This is a genomic window from Chryseobacterium sp. IT-36CA2 (assembly GCF_949767875.1).
Taxonomy (GTDB): Bacteria; Bacteroidota; Bacteroidia; order Flavobacteriales; family Weeksellaceae; genus Chryseobacterium.
In genome coordinates this window covers 1-15,547 of record NZ_CATKPG010000001.1, presented here as the reverse complement: position 1 = coordinate 15,547, position 15,547 = coordinate 1, and the positions used below count along the sequence as shown (strand labels likewise).

20 protein-coding genes are annotated in these 15,547 nt (G+C 36.4%); 6 read left to right on the top strand and 14 right to left on the bottom strand.

The genetic code is table 11. The features are described 5' to 3' along the window. Positions 1–103: 103 nt before the first annotated feature. Positions 104–589 (bottom strand): cupin domain-containing protein, encoded by a 486-nt coding sequence (locus tag ACM6F9_RS00100; RefSeq protein ID WP_414843856.1) that lies wholly within the window; start codon positions 587–589, stop codon positions 104–106. 3 nt (positions 590–592) lie between these two features. Continuing rightward, positions 593–1,582: an NADP-dependent oxidoreductase gene (locus ACM6F9_RS00095; RefSeq protein ID WP_414843855.1), complete on the bottom strand. Its 990-nt coding sequence runs from the start codon at positions 1,580–1,582 to the stop codon at positions 593–595. A gap of 92 nt (positions 1,583–1,674) precedes the next feature. Between ACM6F9_RS00095 and ACM6F9_RS00090 the strand changes: the two genes are divergently transcribed. Continuing rightward, on the top strand, positions 1,675–2,061 hold the full coding sequence (locus tag ACM6F9_RS00090) for a winged helix-turn-helix transcriptional regulator (RefSeq protein ID WP_121490111.1): 387 nt from the start codon (positions 1,675–1,677) through the stop codon (positions 2,059–2,061). Between the two features lie 61 nt (positions 2,062–2,122). On the opposite strand, the gene ACM6F9_RS00085 is transcribed toward ACM6F9_RS00090, so the two are convergent. The 4 genes from ACM6F9_RS00085 to ACM6F9_RS00070 form a co-directional block, all read right to left on the bottom strand. Next, a complete protein-coding gene (locus ACM6F9_RS00085; protein ID WP_414843854.1) occupies positions 2,123–2,977 on the bottom strand; it encodes a glycine betaine ABC transporter substrate-binding protein in 855 nt (284 codons plus the stop codon). Position 2,978: 1 nt separating this feature from the next. Continuing rightward, positions 2,979–3,806 carry an ABC transporter permease gene (locus ACM6F9_RS00080; protein ID WP_414843853.1) on the bottom strand — a complete coding sequence of 276 codons (828 nt, stop codon included), beginning with the start codon at positions 3,804–3,806 and terminating at the stop codon, positions 2,979–2,981. Position 3,807: 1 nt separating this feature from the next. Next, entirely contained in the window at positions 3,808–5,058 is a 1,251-nt protein-coding gene (locus tag ACM6F9_RS00075) for a quaternary amine ABC transporter ATP-binding protein (RefSeq protein WP_414843852.1), read from the bottom strand. A gap of 528 nt (positions 5,059–5,586) precedes the next feature. Then, the gene (locus ACM6F9_RS00070; protein WP_047429381.1) at positions 5,587–5,952 is read right to left on the bottom strand and encodes a DUF1304 domain-containing protein; all 366 of its coding nucleotides are present in this window, start codon (positions 5,950–5,952) and stop codon (positions 5,587–5,589) included. Positions 5,953–6,016: 64 nt separating this feature from the next. Between ACM6F9_RS00070 and ACM6F9_RS00065 the strand changes: the two genes are divergently transcribed. The 3 genes from ACM6F9_RS00065 (at position 6,017) to ACM6F9_RS00055 (ending at position 7,536) form a co-directional block, all read left to right on the top strand. Next, complete coding sequence (locus tag ACM6F9_RS00065; protein ID WP_414843851.1) at positions 6,017–6,589, top strand: Crp/Fnr family transcriptional regulator; 573 nt, start codon at positions 6,017–6,019, stop codon at positions 6,587–6,589. A 63-nt stretch (positions 6,590–6,652) separates the two neighbouring features. Then, on the top strand, positions 6,653–7,084 hold the full coding sequence (locus tag ACM6F9_RS00060; protein WP_414843850.1) for a DoxX family protein: 432 nt from the start codon (positions 6,653–6,655) through the stop codon (positions 7,082–7,084). A gap of 8 nt (positions 7,085–7,092) precedes the next feature. After that, positions 7,093–7,536, top strand: a complete 444-nt coding sequence (locus tag ACM6F9_RS00055; protein WP_255814085.1) for a carboxymuconolactone decarboxylase family protein — start codon at positions 7,093–7,095, stop codon at positions 7,534–7,536. 236 nt (positions 7,537–7,772) lie between these two features. Here the strand turns inward: ACM6F9_RS00055 and ACM6F9_RS00050 are convergent, their stop codons facing one another. The 6 genes from ACM6F9_RS00050 to ACM6F9_RS00025 form a co-directional block, all read right to left on the bottom strand. Then, complete coding sequence (locus tag ACM6F9_RS00050) at positions 7,773–8,741, bottom strand: cyclase family protein (RefSeq protein WP_414843849.1); 969 nt, start codon at positions 8,739–8,741, stop codon at positions 7,773–7,775. A gap of 220 nt (positions 8,742–8,961) precedes the next feature. Then, positions 8,962–9,945: an aldo/keto reductase gene (locus ACM6F9_RS00045; RefSeq protein WP_414843848.1), complete on the bottom strand. Its 984-nt coding sequence runs from the start codon at positions 9,943–9,945 to the stop codon at positions 8,962–8,964. Positions 9,946–10,110: 165 nt separating this feature from the next. Beyond that, positions 10,111–10,863: a type 1 glutamine amidotransferase domain-containing protein gene (locus tag ACM6F9_RS00040; RefSeq protein ID WP_414843847.1), complete on the bottom strand. Its 753-nt coding sequence runs from the start codon at positions 10,861–10,863 to the stop codon at positions 10,111–10,113. Positions 10,864–10,865: 2 nt separating this feature from the next. Then, on the bottom strand, positions 10,866–11,153 hold the full coding sequence (locus ACM6F9_RS00035) for a putative quinol monooxygenase (protein ID WP_414843846.1): 288 nt from the start codon (positions 11,151–11,153) through the stop codon (positions 10,866–10,868). Position 11,154: 1 nt separating this feature from the next. After that, positions 11,155–12,039 carry an NAD-dependent epimerase/dehydratase family protein gene (locus tag ACM6F9_RS00030; protein WP_414843845.1) on the bottom strand — a complete coding sequence of 295 codons (885 nt, stop codon included), beginning with the start codon at positions 12,037–12,039 and terminating at the stop codon, positions 11,155–11,157. Next, positions 12,036–12,653 carry an NAD(P)H-dependent oxidoreductase gene (locus ACM6F9_RS00025; RefSeq protein ID WP_414843844.1) on the bottom strand — a complete coding sequence of 206 codons (618 nt, stop codon included), beginning with the start codon at positions 12,651–12,653 and terminating at the stop codon, positions 12,036–12,038. The genes ACM6F9_RS00030 and ACM6F9_RS00025 overlap by 4 nt, the downstream gene beginning before the upstream one ends. A 191-nt stretch (positions 12,654–12,844) precedes the next feature. Here ACM6F9_RS00025 and ACM6F9_RS00020 point away from each other — a divergent pair, with 191 nt between their 5' ends. Together ACM6F9_RS00020 and ACM6F9_RS00015 are read left to right on the top strand one after the other, a co-directional pair. Next, complete coding sequence (locus ACM6F9_RS00020) at positions 12,845–13,591, top strand: metallophosphoesterase family protein (RefSeq protein WP_414843843.1); 747 nt, start codon at positions 12,845–12,847, stop codon at positions 13,589–13,591. A gap of 40 nt (positions 13,592–13,631) precedes the next feature. Continuing rightward, complete coding sequence (locus tag ACM6F9_RS00015; protein WP_414843842.1) at positions 13,632–14,528, top strand: LysR family transcriptional regulator; 897 nt, start codon at positions 13,632–13,634, stop codon at positions 14,526–14,528. On the opposite strand, the gene ACM6F9_RS00010 is transcribed toward ACM6F9_RS00015, so the two are convergent. Both ACM6F9_RS00010 and ACM6F9_RS00005 read right to left on the bottom strand, forming a co-directional pair. Beyond that, positions 14,505–14,972, bottom strand: coding sequence for a GNAT family N-acetyltransferase (locus ACM6F9_RS00010; protein ID WP_414843841.1), 468 nt, complete (start codon positions 14,970–14,972; stop codon positions 14,505–14,507). The two genes, ACM6F9_RS00015 and ACM6F9_RS00010, sit on opposite strands and share 24 nt — an antisense overlap. Continuing rightward, positions 14,973–15,407 (bottom strand): GNAT family N-acetyltransferase, encoded by a 435-nt coding sequence (locus ACM6F9_RS00005; RefSeq protein ID WP_414843840.1) that lies wholly within the window; start codon positions 15,405–15,407, stop codon positions 14,973–14,975. It abuts the gene before it with no gap. Positions 15,408–15,547: the final 140 nt, after the last annotated feature.

Here is a 15,547-nt window from a genome sequence, read left to right as displayed (position 1 = left end):
CAAAATTTTATTTCCCACAGATGCCACAGATGCCACAGATTTTTTAGCTTGTTGAACTTTTAAAATTTGTAAGAATTATCCCAATCTTTAAATTTTTAAATAATTAAATCTTTCCATTCTCACCCTCAGCATCAATCAAAACAGCCAGCTGAATGCAAGGCTCGTCAGAACGGTTGCTCCATGCATGATTTGTTCCTCTTTGAATAACGATGTCGCCCGGTTTGAGAAGTGATTCCCCTTCTTCCATGATGAGGTAAAGTTCACCGGAAAGGATAATGATATAATCCAGTGTTGGCGTTTGATGCATCATCGGATGAGGTTCATTCTTTTTCCATTCTACACCTAAATCTTTATCTGGTGGAACCACTACATATCGAAAGTAGGTACCATTTTTAGGAGTTTGCGGAAATCCGGTATTGGGAATTCTTGTTTCAAAATCCAGGCTGGCCGGCATTGTCTGAGTATTCCACACATCTGAAATGATAAGCCCCGGAAAATGTTCCACAGCGTTTTCTACCTGTTGGTCTTCTATAATAACAGATTTTCCGTCTTTTATTCCTGTTACGATTCTTCTTGGTATTTTGTTCATAGATTAATGCTTCATGATAAGTTTATGACCTTGAGTCTGATTGTTTTTTAATAGAAAATGTGCATTCAGAACGGTATCTAAAGAAAGATTTCCAACAGTTTTATATTGTGGAGGGAGAATCGTTTCATTTTCAATAAGTCTCTTTATTTCAAGCAAACTGTTTTTATAGTATTCATATTTTTTAACCATTCCATAAGTATAATTGGAGATATTCATAATCAATGTCCCTTTATTGAAGAGGGTTTCGTGAGCATCTTTAGTGACCAAAGCTGTCACGTCCACATAGGTTCCGTTAATTTTTAAAACTTCTGCTGTAACTTCAGACATATAGTTTCCAACCAGATCAATTCCATATTCGAAAGGCTGGTTATTATTGGCTTTTACAATATTTTGAATAAGATTTTCTTCCTTATAGTTGATAATCTGATGATTTTTCAATCCCAGACTGAGAAGAATCTGCCTGTTTTCTTCACTGCCCACTGTGGCTGTGATTTTCCGGATATTATGTGCTAATAAAAGTTTGATCAGAAATGAACCTACACCTCCGGTTGCTCCCGTTACCAGAACTGTATTTTCGGGGTTTAATTTCAAACGGTTAAAAATCTGTAAAGAAGTAAGTCCAGCCGAAGGAATAGCCGCTGCCTGTTCAAATGAAATATTTTTTGGTTTAAAGGAAACAATGGCTTCAGGAACGGCAATATATTCAGCGTAAGTGCCGTTGCTTCCCATGGAGCCGCTTCCGCAATAGACTTCATCACCAATATTAAATGCTGTAACTTCGGAACCTATATCCACTACAATTCCTGACAATTCTCTTCCTAATATCGGGGAACTGATCAGTTTTCGTTCCAATTCATTTTCCAGCATCTGATAGTCGATGGGATTGAAGCCACTTGCTTTGATTTGGATTAAAACTTCATTGTTTTTGGGTTTGGGTTGTTCTGCAAATCCATCTTCCAGCTTTCCGTTTTTATTTAAAATAACTGCTTTCATTATTGTTAATTTGATACACAAATGTAAAAAGGGAATAGTTTATATTTGCTACTAGTTAACCAATGGTAACTAGTTACCTTCATGAAACTATTATGGCAAAAATCATTGAAAACGGTATCGAAAGAGAGGCCAGCTGTACAGAAGAATTGTTCGCGATGCGGGACAGTCTGGATGTTTTAGGAGGAAAATGGAAACTGATGATCCTGCGTTATCTTACTAACAGACCAGATCAGATGATTCATTTTAAAAAGCTGGAACGCAGTATTGAAGGAATCTCTGCGAAAATGCTGAGCAAAGAATTAAAAGAACTGGAAACCAATCTACTGATCACAAGAACCATTCAGGATACAAAACCTATTACGGTAACCTATGCTGTAACTGAGTACGGGAAATCTGTATTTCCTGTGACGGAAACATTGGTGAATTGGGGAATAATCCATCGGGAAAAAATTAAAGAATCAATGAGTTCTTCTGATTAATAAACAAAAAATCCTCAGACCTGTGTAGAGTTGAGGATTTTAAATATTATTCAATTGTTGATTAGTTTTTATCTAACCAAGACTGTATCAGTTCAGAGTGATCTTCGACCCATTCTTTGGCGGTGGCTTCTTTGTTTTTGCTCTGTGCCATTTTCATTAAAAGATCAGACATGTTTTTATCATCAAAATGAAGTTTTGAAAAGAATTTTGCCAGCTCCGGATGATCTTTTGCAAAGCTCTTTCTGGAATAGGTTTTAATCTGCTCTGCTTCACCAAATATCTTTTTGGGATCATCAAGAAACTTAAGCTTCATTTTCCCAAACATCCAATGAGGCTGCCATCCGGTCACCACAATCCATTCTTTACGCTGTATGGCATTCTGCAACTCGGTGATCATGGCAATGGTAGAAGAGTTGATCTGGTGATAATCCAGTTTATAATCAACAATCGCTTTGTCTGTTCCGGTGGTTAATCCGGCTCCTTTTTCAATTCCAATAATTCTTTGATTGAATTGATCTTTATGCTGATTGAGCTCTTCAATGGAATTAATGGTAACGTATTCCGGCACAACCAATCCTATACGGCCGTTGTCATAATTGGTTCCAAGATGAGTTAGTCCCGGAAATTTAGCCAGTTTTTTAGCATGAGTGTAAGGAAGCCAGACTCCCATGAAAAGGTCTGTATCTTCATTATTCATTGAAGCCATAATCATATCTGTAGAGGCTTTTTGGATAATAACATGATAACCTTCTTTATCCAGAATGGCTTTCGCAACATGCGTCATCGCCACATCTTCTGCCCAGCCGTCTACCATTCCTATGGTAATGTATTTTGAGTTTTTTATGTTTTCACACGAACTTAATGCTGTAAATAGTAACATTAAAACGGGTAAAAACAGATATTTAAATTTTTTCATTTTATTGCTTTTTTTTTACAAATCCCTGGGTAATTCGGTCGAGAATAATGGCTAAAATCACTACAGATAAACCACTTTCAAATCCTAATCCGATATCCAGATTATTAATTCCTTCCAATACTTTCTCTCCCAAACCTCCTGCAGCAATCATTCCTGCAATAACGACCATGGATAATGATAATAGTATGGTTTGGTTGATTCCTGTTAAAATTGTTTTCATAGCTAAAGGAAGCTCTACTTTAAACAGAATCTGTCGGTTAGTCGCTCCAAAAGCTCTGGCAGCTTCTAGAATATCTTTTGGAACGGCTTCAATTCCCAAAGTTGTTAATCGAACCGCGGGAGGCATCGCAAAAATAATGGTTGCAAAAGCTCCAGGAACCTTACCAATACTGAAAAACAATACAGCCGGAATCAGATAGACGAATGCAGGCATGGTTTGCATCAAATCCAGTAAAGGACGAATAATTTTGTCGGCTATTTTACTTTTAGCCGCCAAAATCCCCAGAGGAATAGAAAGAATAAGAGCCGTAATGGTGGACACAAAGATAAGTGCCAGTGTTTCCATGGTTTCTTTCCAAAGTCCCATTAAAAATATTAAACTTAATCCGGCTGCTGTTACTACAGCGATGCCTTTCCCGGCTTTCCATAATGCCAGCAGCGTAAAAAAGAGAATGATTACATAAAAAGGAGTGTTTGTTAAAACCCATTCAATTCCCATAATGGAGGAGTTTCCCAGATGTTTTATGACATCAAATACAGGCTTACCGTTTTCTGTGAGCCAATTGATTGCAGTTTCTACATATTGGCCTATATCTATAGTTTTATTCATCTTATTGATTATTTGCGATTTCTTTTAATTCTATGATCTCTTCTTCGTTAAACTTGGTGGCTTCTATGATGAGCGATAATTGGGTGATAAGACCTAAGAATTTATTGTTTTCATCTACCACAGCGATGGACGATTTATTTTCAGAAATTAATGGTAACATTTCTTCTACAGTCACTTCAGGATAAACTGAAGGGACATTGCTGTTGATAATAGATTCTACTGTAGGTTCTTTCTTTTTGGCGATGCGTACAACATCGTTAAGGGTTACAAAACCAAGAAATTTATTTTGAAAGTCTACGACAGGTAAGTTTTCCAGACCTGTAGTTCTCATTTTTCTTAAAGCTCCTTCAGGACCATCTTTTCTGAAACGTACCACCGTCGCTTTGTCAAACATTAAAGATCTTGCGGTAATAATCGTTTTACGGTCTACTTTCTCTACGAATGCTTTTACATAATCGCTGGCAGGATTGGTTAAAATATCTTCGGCTGTTCCTATTTGCTCTATGACCCCATCTTTCATGATGACGATACGGTCCCCGATTTTAATAGCTTCGTCCAAATCGTGGGTAATGAAGACAATGGTTTTTTGTAATGTATTCTGCAGTTCAAGCATCTGATCCTGCATTTCTGATTTGATCAAAGGGTCCAGTGCGGAGAAGGCTTCATCCATCAGCAAAACTTCAGGATCGTTAGCCAACGCTCTTGCTAATCCTACTCTTTGCTGCATTCCTCCTGAAAGCTGGGAAGGATATTGATTTTCAAAACCTGTTAATCCTACGATATCCAGCGCTTTCTGTGCTTTTTCATCGCGGGAAGTCTTGTCTTCTCCTCTTATTTCCAGCCCGAAACCTGCGTTATCGAGAATTGTATGGTGTGGCAGTAATCCAAACTTTTGAAAGACCATACTCATTTCTGTTCTCCTTACTTCCAGTAGTTCTTTGTTGTTTTTCCCGGTAATATCATCGTAATTGATGTATACTTTCCCGGAAGTAGGTTCATTCAGTCTGTTAAGACAGCGCAGTAGAGTAGACTTTCCACTTCCTGAAAGTCCCATGATCACAAAGAATTCTCCTTCATAGATTTCAAAACTGGCTTTGTTGATCCCTATGGTACAGCCTGTTTTTTCAAGAATTTCCTTTTTGGAAAAACCTTTGTCCAGCAGTTCCTGTGCTTTTTCTTTGTTTTTACCAAAGATGATGGTCAGGTCTTCCACTTTAAGTTTTACTTTTCTAGTGTTTTCATTTTTTTCCATATTCAGAATTTTTCAATTAATAATTTGATATAAAAAATTGTACACCAATTCATTATATACATTTAGCTTTCGTTGTTCTGCTGTTGACGATAGGATAAAATAATTTGCTAAGCCTTTAGTGATAAAAGCTTTAAACAAAAAAATAACAGCATAAAGACCTGCTGGCCTTATGTTTATTTTAAATATTTCAATAGATTATACTCTAGAAAAAGAGTGTATTATGTAAAAAGAAACTGATCTTTTACATAGATTCTACAATTAAATTACTGATGAGGTAATTACAGATATGTGTACTGAACAACTTGAATGGCTACATTTGATCAAAATGCTTGCCAGCATCAAAAAACTGTATATCAATTTTTTATGACGGTGCAAATTTACGAATTATATATTAAATGGATTTTCATGTAGGCAAGTTGTTGATTTTCAGTAGTGTTTTAAAGAGGTGGTTTCATGACAAATTTTCTCTTATCATTCAAGGTAAGAGAAGATGAATATGGTAATTATTTTAAAAGATAACCTGTAAGATTATTTCAATAAAACGGCAATAATGGCAAGGATAGCGGGTAAAGCCTGAACGAAGAATATTTTTTTTGTAGCCGAAATTGCTCCATAGATTCCTGCTACGGCTACACATCCTAAAAAGAATAGTGCCACATTGGTCTGCCATTGCGGATCTTTAATCAAAAAAGACCAGATCAGTCCGGCGGCCAGAAAACCATTGTAAAGTCCCTGATTGGCAGCAAGTCCTTTCGTTGGTTTAAACATTTCTGCTGGCAGAGCTGCTTTAAAAACTTCCTTTCCCTTGGTTTCCCATGCAAACATTTCCATCCAAAGAATATAAAGGTGTTCCAGTGCAACAACAGCGATCAGAATTTTAGCAACAATTTCCATGATTCAATATTTTCTCATTGTAAAACTAAAAAAATAAAGTTAAGTTTGAGTATTAATTCTTACAATGGACTCATTCAAATCACATTTAAACAAATTCATTACTGTAACTGACGAGGAATTTGCTTCCATCATGTCTTTTTTTCAGGTTTTAAAAGTGAAAAAGAAAGAAAATCTGATGCTGGAAGGTGAGATTTGTAAGCATAAATATTTTGTTTTGGAAGGCTGCCTGAGAAAGTTTTTTGTTAATGAAAAGGGAGTGGAGCAAACCACAGAATTTGCAATAGAAAGCTGGTGGATGTCTGATACTTTTGCTTTTGAAAAACAGATGAAATCAGATTTTAATATTCAGTCTGTAGAAAATTCCAGGATTTTGGCGATTGATTTTCAGTCTCAGGAACTTTTATTGGAAAAGCATCCTGTTATGGAGCGTTATTTCAGAATGGTGTATCAAACGGCTTATGCTGCTGCTGAAAAAAGAATCCGATATATTTATGAGATGACCAAAGAAGAATATTATGTGCATTTCAGTACTTTGTATCCCTGGTTTATCCAAAGAATTCCACAATATTTAATAGCTTCTTTTTTAGGTTTTACTCCAGAATATTTGAGTGAAATCAGAGCAAAATTACGATCTTAAACCAGTTTAAGTTTTTTACCAGTCAGAAGTCGGAAATTTGCCATGTGATTAAAAGTTAACACCATGACAGATACCAAAAACCAATTTCCGCAACTCTTTTTAAGGCTGGCTCTTGCCGTTACGATGCTTTCTGCAGTGGCAGACCGATTCGGGCTATGGAGCAAAGAAAATTCATCATGGGGAAACATGGAGAGTTTTAAAGAATATACAAGAACGTTGACATTTTTCCTTCCAGAAGCTTTAAGTACGGTTTCAGCGTACGCTGCTACTTTTTTAGAAATCCTTTTTCCTTTGATGCTGATTTTTGGATTTAAAACAAAGTTTGCAGCCTATGGAAGCGGTATCTTAATGTTAATTTTTGCGATATCCATGACCATTGCATCAGGACCAAAAGCTCCACTGAACTATTCTGTATGGGTGGGAAGTGCAGCCGCGCTTTTACTGGCGGTACAGCAACGTTATTCTTTTAGTATAGATCAATTAACCAAAAAATAATACATATTATGAGCGCAAGATTAAATATTGCAACAGTAGATTCCGCAGCCTATAAAGCAATGCTTGGATTGGAAGGATATTTACAAACTATTTCTTTAACACACATTCAGAAAGAGCTGATTAAAATCAGAGCTTCCCAGATCAATAAATGTGCTTTCTGTCTTGATATGCATACCAAAGATGCTATCAAATACGGAGAAACTCCTCAAAGAATTTTTATTCTGAACGGATGGACAGAAGCAAAAGAATTTTTCACTGAAGAAGAGCAGGTGCTATTAGCAATGACAGAGGAGATTACACTGATCAGCGATAAAGGATTAACCGAAGAAACGTATCAAAAAGCGAAGTCTTTCTTTGATGATAATCAGATTGCTCAGATCATCATGGCGATCATTACCATTAATGCCTGGAATAGAATTGCAGTAAGTACTCATCTTCCGATTGCAAAATAGTGAAGATGGATGCAGGAAGTTGGATGTAATGAAGACTGCATCATCTACGGATGTTTACTTTATTTTAAAAAACGGCCTTTCAAATTTTTGAAAGGCCGTTTTGATATAAGATACAAAGTGACAGTGTAACACAGTTTGGATATTAATTCTAAAAATAAATTCTTTGGTTCATTTTATTTTTTAAACCGGAATTACATTGTCTCTTCGTTTCTCAGATTATATTTTTAATATTTACATTAATAGATCGCCACAGGATTTACATTCACTTGAGTAGAGCCTACATATAAAGGCTGTCCCAGAACGAATAGAAACTCCCAGATTTTCTGCTTTACCAATGGACGGCTGTCTATCAGTTCCAGATTATAGATTCCTTTTTTGGCCAGCATAAACTGATTGATAGGGAATTCTTCTTTACTTTTGGGGTTTGGATAAACTTCTGAAGCCCAGGTGTCACCACCAAAAGCCACAATTCCCTGATCGGCAAGCCATTTTGCGGCCTCCATTCCGATTCCGGGTTCTGTTTCCAGAAATTGTTGGTTGTTTTTACCAATTAATTCAAGCCATCCGGTATTGAAAAGAATGATATCACCTTTTCGTAGAGTAAGTCCCTGTTTCTTTAGAACAGATTTGATGTCTTCTACTGTAAATTCAGTTCCTCCAGGTACAATTGGCTTTCCATAATGAGCAGTCATATCAAGGACAACACCACGGGTAACGAAAGGTGGAACTTTTTCAACTCCCAATTTTTTTACTCCTTCTACAGTTACAAAATCTGTCGCTTTATTTCCGTTGTAGTAAATGTTATCAATACCAATGTGTCCGATACCGTTTAGCTGTGTTCCCACTCCGGTCCATCCGTTTACTAACTCGTCATTGAAGGTGAATTTATTAGGGCCTATGCTTTTTCCACCCTGTTCTCCCGGTTGAATATTATATAAATTGAAACTTCTGTGTCTGAAAGCAGGCAGGTTTTTATCAATTGGAACAGCAAGTGCTAATGTTTTGCCTTGTTTTACAAGTCCTAAAGCCTGTTTTACAACTTCAGGTGTTAACAGATTGGCCGCTCCAATCTCATCTTGCGCACCGTAAGCAGAAGGATACCATGATTTGTCTTCGGGATTAACAAGGGTTTGCGCTTTTAATGTAATGCTGTTAATAGTCAATAGCGTTGCTAACCCGAATATTTTAATCAGATTATTTTTCATTTTCTATGATGTTTGAGGGTTAAGGGAGGGAAGCTGGGAGAGGGAAGGGGGGAGTTATATTAGTGTGTTGATAATTAGCAGGTTTTTATTGCGCTATTCTGCATGTAATAAGAGATTCTTCCTTCGTCGGAATGACAGTTGAAGTTAAATTATAAACCGATCTATTGATTATCCGACATCAATAACTTCCATCTTCCAGCCTCCTTCTTCCAGCTTTATATTATATCTCGCTCAAAGCCGAATTGATGAAGTTCAATTCTTCCTGTGAAAGGTCAATAGACATTGCTTTTGCATTTTCGATGGCTTGCTGTGCATTTCTTGCTCCTGCCAATACGACTGTAATTGCTGGTTGCAGCGTTGTCCATCTTAATACCAGCTGAGAAAGGCTTGCTCCTTTTTCCTGAGCAATAGGTTCTATTTTTTCTAAGAAAGTTTTTACTTTATTCAGATCAAACTGTGAGAAATATCCGTTTCTGTGATCGTTATCTTTCAATTGGGTTTCTTTGAAATATTTACCCGTTAAAAGACCTCTTTCCATAGGGCTGTATACAATAATTCCTGTGTTGTTTTCCAAAGAATAGGGTACAAGATCGTTTTCAATAGCACGGTTCAGCATGCTGTAAGAAACCTGGTTGCTGGCAAGTTTTAAAGTTCTGTTTGCTTCTTCCATTTGAGCTACGCTGTAATTGCTTACTCCTGCCGCACGGATTTTTCCCTGTTGAATCAATAATTCCATAGCTTCCATTGTTTCGGAGATAGGCGTTGTGCTGTCTGGCCAGTGAAGTTGTAGAAGATCAATATAATCTGTACCTAATCTTTTTAAACTTTCTTCAACTTCTTTGATGATATTTTCTTTAGAAGCCAATTTATAAACCGGAAGGGTTTTTCCTTCGTCTTCTGCGTCAAAGAAAAACTCTCCTTTACCATTATTGCTTCCGTCCCATACCAATCCAAATTTTGTTAAAAGCTGGATTTTTGAACGGTCTTTTCCTTTGATTGCTTCACCGATCATTTCTTCACTGAGTCCGAAACCATAGAAAGGTGCCGTGTCAATAGAAGTTACCCCATGATCCAATGATGCGTGAATAGAATTGATGGAATCCTGTTTTTCATTACCACCCCACATGTTTCCGCCAATGGCAAAAGCTCCGTGTGTGATGGTTGATAATTCTAAATCTGTATTTCCTAATTTTCTATATTCCATTTTGTTTGTTTTAAAATTGTTGTTGTGTTAAACCACCCCGTCAAAAATTCTTTGAATTTTCGCCACCCCTTCTGAGGAGGGGAATTATCGCCGTTTCAATAGTGACACTTCTAAGAACTTAAGTGTCTGAAAACTATTGTAGCTTTTGTGGTTAAAAATTGTCTGTTATTTATTTAATTCTTTTACGATAGCTTCTCCAACGCTTTTTGCTGACTGTGGATTCTGTCCTGTGATCACTCGCTGATCTGTAACCACATGATTCTGCCAAAGTCCGGATTTTTCAAATTTTGCACCTCTTTCTTTCAGTTTATCTTCCAGTAAGAAAGGAACTACGTTGGTTAATTTTACTTCGGATTCTTCTTCATTGGTAAAAGCATTGATTTTCTTACCATCCACAAGATATTTACCGTTATTCAGTTTGATATTCACCAGACCTGCTGGACCATGACATACAGCCGCTACAATCCCACCGTTTTCATAAATTTTAGAAGCAATTTCTGCCAGTTCTTTATTGTCTGCAAAATCCCACATCGCTCCATGTCCGCCTGCATAAAAAATGGTTGAATATTCTTTTGCGTTGACCTGTGATGGGGTCATCGAATGATCAATCTTGTTTTTATATTCCTGATTTTCCCAGAACTCTTTATTGATAGGATCTTTCAAATCGAAGCCGTCTACCGGAGGAGTTCCACCTTTCGGACTTACAAAGTCAATTTCATATCCTGCTTTGTGAAGAACTTCCCACGGATGAGAAACTTCACCCAGATAATATCCTGTATCTTCACCGGTACTGCCTTTTTTATCATGGCTGGTAACGATGAATAAAATTTTCTTTTTCATATTCTTTGATTTTTTTGTTTGTGCCTGAGCAAATCCTATCGTAAAGACTGCCAGCATTAAAAACGCTAATTTTTTCATTATTAAAGAAGATTAGTGGTATAAATTTGTGGTTTTTCCTGAAGCTTTTCATCCACCAAAGCTCCGAAAGCCTGAATATAAGGCTGCTGGTTGTGCTGATCCAATCCTTCTTTACTTTTCCAGATTTCATAGAAAACAAATTCATTTTTGTCTTCAATGCCCTGATGTAGACTGTAAAGCTCACAAGCTTCTTCTTTTCTTGTTTCTTTTACCATATTTTGAAGAACTTCCAATACTTCTGCCTGATGTTCTTCTTTGGATTTTATAATTGCTGTAAGATGAATTTTCATATTAAATAAAATTTTCGATTGAGTTATAAATAGGTTTCCAATCCAGTTCTGCTCTGGCTTTATCTGAGCTGCATCTGCTGTTGGATGCAAAACCGAAATAGCCACCTGCAGGACCAAATTTATCAACTGCTTCCTGAATACTTAATGACTTTGCAGGCTTTAAACTGTATTTTTTACTGATGTTTTCTGCAATATTTTTTAAAGAAGATGAACCATTTTCTGCATAATACATAGAACCTGCTTTTGCTTTTTCCAATGCAAGTACATACAAATCTGCCAGGTCTTCAATATGTAAGTTTGACCAAATGTTTTCGCCTTCACCAAAATACACTCCATGTCCTTTTTCCTTAGAAAAATTAATGAGAGCCGGGATCTGGATACTGCCTTTTTTTATTCCCAGGCCTTCTCCGTAAACCATTGTAGGAACAACAACAATACTTCTTATGCCTTTGTTTGAAGATTGCAGTACATAATTGTTGATCAATACTCTTGAGGCCATTTCCAATCTTGGCTGCAAAGGAAAATCCTCTCTGAAGATAAAGTCACTTTTTCTCCCATTCTCTTTTCCTCCAAAAATAGCTGATCCTGAGGTGAAGATGAACGTTTTGTGACTTCCTTCCAGAGCTTTGATAAAGTTATCTGCTGCATAAGCATCATCTGCTGAATCTGCGTTATGAATCACAGCATCAATATCAGAAACAGCTGTTTTAATAAGGTCTTCATCATGAATATTCCCCACAATAGTTTTGATTCCTAATGATTCCAGTTCCTGAACATGAGCCTCATTACGAACCAGTCCTGTCACTTCATAATTCCTGTCAAGGAGTTTTTTTGCGATAGTTCCGCCGATATAGCCGGTAATACCTGTGATCAGTACTTTTTTCATGATACCAACTCCGGTTTCAATTCTTTTTCAAATACATTTCTTACGTGCTCTCTGTACAATTTCATATCACGCTCAATATTGGCATTTTTCTCTACATCATGAAAGTGAAAGCTTTCCATTTTTTCTAATGAAACAAAGGCATTCATTCTATGGAATCCAAATAACGGGCCTTCATCCACACTTTTTTCGCTGAAAAATTCTCCGGGAAGTGTGAAGGCAGTTGCAGGAGCATTCCAGCTGGTAGTCAGCATATATTTTCTTCCTCCAAGCATTCCTCCCGTACCATAATTGATTTCTGGATTCTCAGCTTTTCTTCCGTCACTCATATAAATCCCTTTAGCATGGCCAGCTGTGAATACTTCATCAATATATTTTTTCAGTCCGTTAGGAAGCTGGAACCACCAGATAGGAGTGTGGTAAATGATGTAATCTGCCCATACAAACTTCTCTACCTCTTCATTTTTGTCATAGTTTTCACTTACATTCGTGATCTTTACCTCTACGTTCTCAAATTCTTTAAGAACTGTTAATGTATTTTCCGCGATTGTTTGATTATATTTTCCTCCGGAATGTCCGAAATTTTGTCCACCGTTGATGATTAGTACTTTTTTCATTTTTTTATGATTGTTTAAATTTTACTCTGCAAAGTTAGGATGGATTATTGTATAATTAAAATAGTATAAATTATAATTATCTATTATAAAAATAATAGTTTTATTTTTATTATTTATGTGAAATGTCATGCGCTCTGTTGATCCTGATCTCACAGCTCTCTTGTAAATTTGTTATGATAAATAGAATGAATATGATACAGATTGCAGTCTTTAGTGATGTACATGGAAATCTTCCTGCGTTAGATTCGGTGTTGAAGGATATAGAAGCAAGAGGAATTCAACATAAATTCTGCCTTGGAGATCTCGTAGATTTTGCACCCTGGGGTAACGAAGTAACTGAAAAAGTAAAAGCACTGAATATTCCGTGTCTGTTAGGAAATCATGATGAAAGAATTGCTTTTGATATTCCTGTTGTTCCTTTATCCAAACATTCTGAAGAAGAGACTGAAGCAAGATTTATAGCGATTGATCATTCTAAAAAGCATATTACAAAGGAGAATAAAAGGTTTTTATCAGAATTGCCTTTTCATTTAAAATTAAACTATAAAGTAGGAAAGAAGCACTGGAATATTCAGTTGGTTCATTCCAATTTATCAAGTAATGACACTTATTTGTATGAATCAGAAGAGGATGAGATTTTTATAAGAATGCTGGAAGACGCTCAATCTGACGTCATTGTCATGGGGCACACCCATTTATCTTTTAAAAAACAGTTTGAAAATAACACATGGGCCATTAATTGTGGTTCTGTAGGACGTTCTAAAGAAGAAAACAGGCTGGCTTCTTATTTGGTCCTGACTTTGGATGAAGAAAAGATCACTCCTGAAATTGTACAGTTACCTTATCCGATTGATGAAACTGTCCGCCAGATACGGGAAAGTGGAATTCCGGATTATTATGCATCCTTTTTAAAGAATGAAAATATATTAATATTGTAATTATTTTGTAATTTTGTATCAGAATATTAATAAGTAAGTCATGGTTAATTTAGAATGGTATCGTACTTTTAAGGCGATCTATAAAACCGGGACATTGACGGGTGCAGCTGATGCTCTATTCATATCACAACCCGGAGTGAGTTTGCATTTAAGTTCTCTGGAAGCTTATGTAGGATATAAGCTGTTTGACAGAACGGGAAGAAAAATGATCCCTACAGAAAGAGGAAAAGTATTGTTTAATGCAGTTGCCGAGCCTATTACCAAACTCGAAGATGTAGAGAAAAACTTTCAAAAGTCTACAGAAAAGCATACTCCAACCATTAGTGTTGGGATGTGTTTTGAAACATTTCAGACCACCTTGGAGCAGTATGTTTCTTCATTACCTTTTAATCTGATTATCAGCTTTGGAGAATACCCCGAAATGCTGGATCAGCTGGACAAAGGAATTCTTGATCTGATCATTACTCCGAAAAAAGGATCTTCACCCAATATTGAACATGAAGCATTCTCTTCCGAGCAGATCATCCTGGTAGGAGGGAAAGATGTGGATAAAACAGCTTTCAATAAAGTGTTGAAAACAAAAGATGCAGAGCAGATTGAAGAATGGCTGAAGAACGAAAAATGGTATGGAACCACCGGAGATATGGAACATCTTTTTCAGTACTGGATATTGAATTTCGGACATAAACCCAATTTCCGCCCCAATTATATTGTTCCCAACATGAACTCAATCATCCGTTGTCTCAAAGGGGGAACAGGATTAGCCGTTGTTCCCGACTTTCTATGCAGAAAGGATATTGAAAGCGGTGATATTCAGCTCATCTGGGAAGGAAAGAAAAAGTTCGAAAATACACTGTATTTCGGATGTCGTAAGAAAACCAATTATCAAACCGAAATTGAACATATTAAAGGTTTATTCCGTAAGGTGATGGCTTAATAAGACCATGTCTCTCATCTGTAAACCGTTTTCATAAATGGGAGTTGCATAATTTTCAATAAAGAAATCTTTCAGAATTCCACTTTTGATGAAACCGTTTTTCTCATAAAATCTGATCTGTTGGAAACCGGTATCCGATGTTCCAACAGTCAGTGTTTTATATTGATTTTCTTTCGCAATTTCTTTTGCTTTATTCATCAGGATACTTCCGATTCCTTTGTTTCGGCAGTTTTCAATCACAGCAATGTTTTTAATTTCCAGTTCGGTAGTACTTTTCTTATACAATGCCATTACGGCAATGTTTTCAGTACCGTCGTGTAAAAGATAAATGTCAGAATTGAAAATATATTGATTGATCGCTTCTTTGGTTTCATCTGCCAGCAGCAATAGATGATAAGAAATCTCCGAATCAGAATGCAATAGATTGAAAGTGAAATTTTCCATTTACAGGCTCATATGAATAAGTGGATAGTCTTTTCCTGAACCATCTTTCTCGGATCTTCCGGTCTTTTTGAAACCCATTTTTTCATAAAATCCGATGGCTTGAGGGTTTTGTTCATTCACATCCACTTTGGTCAGTCCGGTTTTCTCTTTCATAAACTGATAAAGTGTTTTTCCGTAGCCTTTTCCACGCATGTCATTATGAATGAAAAGCATTTCCAGATTGCCTTCTGCTACGGATGCAAAACCTTTAGATTCATTATTTTCAGTAATTAAATACACTTCCAGATGAGGAAGGTAATCTCTTGGAATGGCCTCTTTGAAATAATTGAAATCCTCTTCGGCAAGAAAATCGTGTGTTGCTTTTACAGCTGATTCCCATATTTCCATAATTCTTGGATAATCCTCTGCTGTAGCCAATCTGATATTCTGTGACATGATTTTAATTTTAAACAAAAATAGAGAAAATAGAGAAGAGATGCCAGCAGTAATAAATTTGAACTATAGGAATGATTTGATATCAATCATTAAGTTTTTTCATCCATAAGTAAATATCTTCTTCAGAAGGGATGTTTAGC

Excerpts from the sequence above, each read along its gene's own strand:
- ACM6F9_RS00100 (WP_414843856.1), bottom strand. The coding sequence starts at position 589 with ATGAACAAAATACCAAGAAGAATCGTAACAGGAATAAAAGACGGAAAA.
- ACM6F9_RS00095 (WP_414843855.1), bottom strand. The coding sequence starts at position 1,582 with ATGAAAGCAGTTATTTTAAATAAAAACGGAAAGCTGGAAGATGGATTT.
- ACM6F9_RS00090 (WP_121490111.1), top strand. The coding sequence starts at position 1,675 with ATGGCAAAAATCATTGAAAACGGTATCGAAAGAGAGGCCAGCTGTACA.
- ACM6F9_RS00085 (WP_414843854.1), bottom strand. The coding sequence starts at position 2,977 with ATGAAAAAATTTAAATATCTGTTTTTACCCGTTTTAATGTTACTATTT.
- ACM6F9_RS00080 (WP_414843853.1), bottom strand. The coding sequence starts at position 3,806 with ATGAATAAAACTATAGATATAGGCCAATATGTAGAAACTGCAATCAAT.
- ACM6F9_RS00075 (WP_414843852.1), bottom strand. The coding sequence starts at position 5,058 with ATGGAAAAAAATGAAAACACTAGAAAAGTAAAACTTAAAGTGGAAGAC.
- ACM6F9_RS00070 (WP_047429381.1), bottom strand. The coding sequence starts at position 5,952 with ATGGAAATTGTTGCTAAAATTCTGATCGCTGTTGTTGCACTGGAACAC.
- ACM6F9_RS00065 (WP_414843851.1), top strand. The coding sequence starts at position 6,017 with ATGGACTCATTCAAATCACATTTAAACAAATTCATTACTGTAACTGAC.
- ACM6F9_RS00060 (WP_414843850.1), top strand. The coding sequence starts at position 6,653 with ATGACAGATACCAAAAACCAATTTCCGCAACTCTTTTTAAGGCTGGCT.
- ACM6F9_RS00055 (WP_255814085.1), top strand. The coding sequence starts at position 7,093 with ATGAGCGCAAGATTAAATATTGCAACAGTAGATTCCGCAGCCTATAAA.
- ACM6F9_RS00050 (WP_414843849.1), bottom strand. The coding sequence starts at position 8,741 with ATGAAAAATAATCTGATTAAAATATTCGGGTTAGCAACGCTATTGACT.
- ACM6F9_RS00045 (WP_414843848.1), bottom strand. The coding sequence starts at position 9,945 with ATGGAATATAGAAAATTAGGAAATACAGATTTAGAATTATCAACCATC.
- ACM6F9_RS00040 (WP_414843847.1), bottom strand. The coding sequence starts at position 10,863 with ATGAAAAAATTAGCGTTTTTAATGCTGGCAGTCTTTACGATAGGATTT.
- ACM6F9_RS00035 (WP_414843846.1), bottom strand. The coding sequence starts at position 11,153 with ATGAAAATTCATCTTACAGCAATTATAAAATCCAAAGAAGAACATCAG.
- ACM6F9_RS00030 (WP_414843845.1), bottom strand. The coding sequence starts at position 12,039 with ATGAAAAAAGTACTGATCACAGGTATTACCGGCTATATCGGCGGAACT.
- ACM6F9_RS00025 (WP_414843844.1), bottom strand. The coding sequence starts at position 12,653 with ATGAAAAAAGTACTAATCATCAACGGTGGACAAAATTTCGGACATTCC.
- ACM6F9_RS00020 (WP_414843843.1), top strand. The coding sequence starts at position 12,845 with ATGATACAGATTGCAGTCTTTAGTGATGTACATGGAAATCTTCCTGCG.
- ACM6F9_RS00015 (WP_414843842.1), top strand. The coding sequence starts at position 13,632 with ATGGTTAATTTAGAATGGTATCGTACTTTTAAGGCGATCTATAAAACC.
- ACM6F9_RS00010 (WP_414843841.1), bottom strand. The coding sequence starts at position 14,972 with ATGGAAAATTTCACTTTCAATCTATTGCATTCTGATTCGGAGATTTCT.
- ACM6F9_RS00005 (WP_414843840.1), bottom strand. The coding sequence starts at position 15,407 with ATGTCACAGAATATCAGATTGGCTACAGCAGAGGATTATCCAAGAATT.